This window comes from Elusimicrobiota bacterium, assembly GCA_018816525.1.
In the GTDB taxonomy this organism is placed as follows: Bacteria; Elusimicrobiota; Endomicrobiia; order CG1-02-37-114; family XYA2-FULL-39-19; genus OXYB2-FULL-48-7.
The window spans coordinates 1-3,231 of the sequence record JAHIVV010000028.1 but is presented as its reverse complement, the minus strand read 5'-3'; the positions used below and the strand labels follow the sequence as shown (position 1 = coordinate 3,231).

Here is a 3,231-nt window from a genome sequence, read left to right as displayed (position 1 = left end):
TTATGCGCATGTTTACGCTCAAATACGCACGCTTACGCACGAATTAAAACGTATTTTATTGCTTTCCCTGTGCCTTCGCTTTTAATCAGTTTCTCTTTTTCAAGCTTTTCCAAAATCCGGTAAGCCTTGCCCCTGTCAATTTCGAATGTTTTTTGGCAGGTATCGTTATCAATACTATCGTTTGTTTTAATATAATCAAGCACTTTTTGTTTTAAATCATCTTCAACTTTAAAATCTGAAAACTTTTTCTGTTTAGTTTTTCCATACAACCCTTTTGATGCATAACCAGCCTTCTTTCGTCCTCACGTATGTAATGTCAGATATCCATATCATATTCAAACCCGTAGTCGTAAAATCACGGTTCAACAGGTTCGGGGATATCGGATATTTGTGGTCTGAATGTGTCGTCACTTTGAATTTCCTGGCTGTCTTAGCGCGAATACCGTTTATTCTCATGAGCCGGGCTATGCGTTTCTTGTTGACCTTCCGGTCCGGTTTATCGTTGATAGAGTCCGCAATACTCGGGCTTCCGTAGGTTTCACGATATTTTTTAAATTCTTCCCGTATTTCAATGAGCAATTCTTCGTTTTCTATTTCACGGCGGCTTTTAAATTTCCCAAGCCACCGGTAAAATCCGCCCCGCGAAACTTCTAAAGCCCGGCACATCTCCAGGATTCGGAATTCACCGCTGTGTTCCGCTATAAATCCGAATATCTCTTGGGGTCTTTTGAGAATATGCCTACGGCTTTTTTTAAGATGTCACGCTCCCGCTGGGCGCGCTCCAGTTCCCGTCTCAGCCGCCGATTCTCCTCTTCCAGCGGCTTCATATGCCCTTTCCCGGGAAATGCATTTCCCGGGTCCGATTCGTATTTCCTCTTCCATGTGTATAAGAGATTGCCATTCACGAAGTTGTTATACCATTCGTTTCCGTTTGGCTGACCGGTTTTTATTCTCTCCTAATATTATTTAAATTCTTCCAGGAGCTTGCTGGCAAGCTGATGCAGTTCTGTGTTTGCCAGAGCCAAAACTTTCTTTTTTACTGTTCTCGAAAAATATTCTGCTTCTGTTTTTGTCAGTTTTTCTCTCCGCAATTTTTTAAAAAACAATTCCTTCTGCTTGGGAGAAAACACCTGGGACAAAGAATACTCCAGCCTCAATTGATTTTTCTTTAAAACCAAATCATCAAGGTCGGATTTTTGCCTGCTGAAATAATTTTCAAAAGTATTTTTTAACCTCTGTGCAGACATTTCCAAATTGCCCGCCTTAAGACTATTGTTCTTTTTAAGTGCCTCTGACATTTTTGTCAATTTAGCCTTTTCTTCTTCAGATAAGGACCTGCTATACTCGTTTTTCCATCTCGTCCTGACTTCAAAATGTTCAAAAAGAAGTAAGGTTATTAACAGCAGCTCCTTCAACTTCTTTTTTTCTTCAGCAGTACTTAAGTAGGATTCCACTTCTTTTTGATTAAATGAACTGCGTTCAAAAGCATTAAGCAGAACAACAGGAAAACCCTCAAGCAGGCGGACATCATCACTTTTAACCATTTCAGCCAATGTGTCATTGGCATTTTGTGAATCATCTGTTTGCATGAGTTGATAACCAAGCGAAGCCATATTTTTATAGAGCATTTCCTTATCCATTTTTTAAACCATCCTCATTAAGCATCCTTAAAAACGAATCTAAATGCTTATTTACCTTGTCTTCAGAAATATCAAACGACGACGTTTTATGAAAACGAGTCTTCAAAACATTAATGTTTATTTCCTCTCGTTTCTTTCTAAACAGTAAAAGACAATCCTGAAAATCAACAGTACTTCCTCTGAATAATTTACTTATAATAAGGTCATAATAGTTCAAAACGCCCAAATATATATAACCATATTGTTTTATCAGCAGATGATTATTCTTTTGAAGCGGTGATTCTATTAGTTCAGTAGTGTGTATCTTATTTCCTGTGAAAAAATCAATACGAAAACCGGCGTCTCTTTGCCATCCGCCGCTTTTACCCTGATTGTAACCTGCCTGTTTTAATATCTTGATAAGATAACCAAATTCATTTTGTTTGGGAACCATAAAATCGATGTCTTTTGTTGAATTCTTTAGATCCAATAAAGTCAAAGCCGTTCCGCCGCAAGCAATAATCTGCACTTTTCTTTTTAACAAACCATCCCAGGCAGCTATTTCGTTAAATAGTTCCTTTTTATCAATTCTATAATCGTTCATTTATTGCACCAATAGATACAATGGTATGTACATAAACATACAAACACTTGTACTATATTATACTTTAGTTTTTCAAGAAAGTCAAGAGTTTTTTAAACTTACTATTTATTTCGCTTTGTTTTGGTCGCGGGGGACCCAGGTTATCTGCCATTTGGCGAACTGGTTGAGCAAATTGCGAACCTGGCTTCTTAAAACACGTAATTCCGCCTTTTTGCATTCGTATTCGCCTGTTATCTGCCTGACGATTAGCTGGCTGTCGCCATATATATCAAGTTCAACATCTTTAGTTTTTTTGAAAGATTTCAGGGCGTTTATCAGGCCGCTGTATTCGGCTTCGGGTACGGTGGTTTCATTGGGGAGTTTGATTGTTTCTTCGTGCTGTTTGTCTTTTGCGTCGATGATTACGAATGTGCAGCTGGTATCTTGAGGCGTCTTGTTCCCGTCAAAATATACAGTTACTTTTTTCATTTTGTTTTCTCCAGTTACTGATTTCAGTTAGGGCTGGTACATTCCTAACTATATACCTAAAATTTTAACAATTACTCTTTTTTTACGTTGACCGTCAAATTCTGCATAAAAAATCTGCTGCCAGGGGCCGAAATCCAGCTTGCCTTTGGTGATAGGCACGGTCACTTCATGATGAAACAATGTGCTCTTCAAATGCGCATCCCCGTTTGATTCACCTGTTCTATGATGCCTGTAATTAGGCAAATCAGGAGCCACTTTTTCTGCCCACTCCATCAGGTCTTCTTTAATGCCCTCTTCTTCATCATTAATAAATACACCAGCCGTTATGTGCATAGCACTGACTAAAGCAAGCCCTTCTTTTACCCCGCTTTCATCTATTGCATCCTGGACTTCACAGGTAATATTAACGAACTCTTTTTCTTTCTTTGTGCAAAACCATAAATATTTTGTATGTGCTTTCATTTATTTCTCAGGGATTATCTGAATTTGAACGAATTTATCCGTCAAATATTTGTTGATCACGTTTTTTAGATCCGCCGG

Annotated in this window: 7 protein-coding genes; all 7 read right to left on the bottom strand. The window is 38.4% G+C overall.

Annotated elements, in window-relative coordinates:
- Positions 1 to 32: 32 nt before the first annotated feature.
- The 7 genes from KKH91_03335 to KKH91_03305 all read right to left on the bottom strand — a co-directional run bounded on the left by KKH91_03335 (position 33) and on the right by KKH91_03305 (position 3,153).
- On the bottom strand, positions 33 to 269 hold the full coding sequence (locus KKH91_03335; GenBank protein MBU0951847.1) for a hypothetical protein: 237 nt from the start codon (positions 267 to 269) through the stop codon (positions 33 to 35).
- Complete coding sequence (locus KKH91_03330; protein MBU0951846.1) at positions 253 to 666, bottom strand: IS3 family transposase; 414 nt, start codon at positions 664 to 666, stop codon at positions 253 to 255. The genes KKH91_03335 and KKH91_03330 overlap by 17 nt, the downstream gene beginning before the upstream one ends.
- 32 nt (positions 667 to 698) lie before the next feature.
- Positions 699 to 905, bottom strand: a complete 207-nt coding sequence (locus tag KKH91_03325) for a transposase (GenBank protein ID MBU0951845.1) — start codon at positions 903 to 905, stop codon at positions 699 to 701.
- Positions 906 to 962: 57 nt separating this feature from the next.
- Complete coding sequence (locus KKH91_03320; GenBank protein ID MBU0951844.1) at positions 963 to 1,640, bottom strand: hypothetical protein; 678 nt, start codon at positions 1,638 to 1,640, stop codon at positions 963 to 965.
- Complete coding sequence (locus tag KKH91_03315) at positions 1,633 to 2,223, bottom strand: hypothetical protein (GenBank protein ID MBU0951843.1); 591 nt, start codon at positions 2,221 to 2,223, stop codon at positions 1,633 to 1,635. Before KKH91_03315 ends, KKH91_03320 begins: the two co-directional genes overlap by 8 nt.
- Positions 2,224 to 2,328: 105 nt before the next feature.
- Entirely contained in the window at positions 2,329 to 2,691 is a 363-nt protein-coding gene (locus KKH91_03310; GenBank protein ID MBU0951842.1) for a ribonuclease HI family protein, read from the bottom strand.
- 48 nt (positions 2,692 to 2,739) lie between these two features.
- On the bottom strand, positions 2,740 to 3,153 hold the full coding sequence (locus KKH91_03305; GenBank protein ID MBU0951841.1) for a secondary thiamine-phosphate synthase enzyme YjbQ: 414 nt from the start codon (positions 3,151 to 3,153) through the stop codon (positions 2,740 to 2,742).
- Positions 3,154 to 3,231 lie beyond the last annotated feature (78 nt).

Bases quoted from the DNA above. Each gene is read 5' to 3' on its own strand.
- KKH91_03320 (MBU0951844.1), bottom strand. From the start codon at position 1,640: ATGGATAAGGAAATGCTCTATAAAAATATGGCTTCGCTTGGTTATCAA.
- KKH91_03315 (MBU0951843.1), bottom strand. From the start codon at position 2,223: ATGAACGATTATAGAATTGATAAAAAGGAACTATTTAACGAAATAGCT.
- KKH91_03305 (MBU0951841.1), bottom strand. From the start codon at position 3,153: ATGAAAGCACATACAAAATATTTATGGTTTTGCACAAAGAAAGAAAAA.
- KKH91_03330 (MBU0951846.1), bottom strand. From the start codon at position 666: ATGTGCCGGGCTTTAGAAGTTTCGCGGGGCGGATTTTACCGGTGGCTT.
- KKH91_03310 (MBU0951842.1), bottom strand. From the start codon at position 2,691: ATGAAAAAAGTAACTGTATATTTTGACGGGAACAAGACGCCTCAAGAT.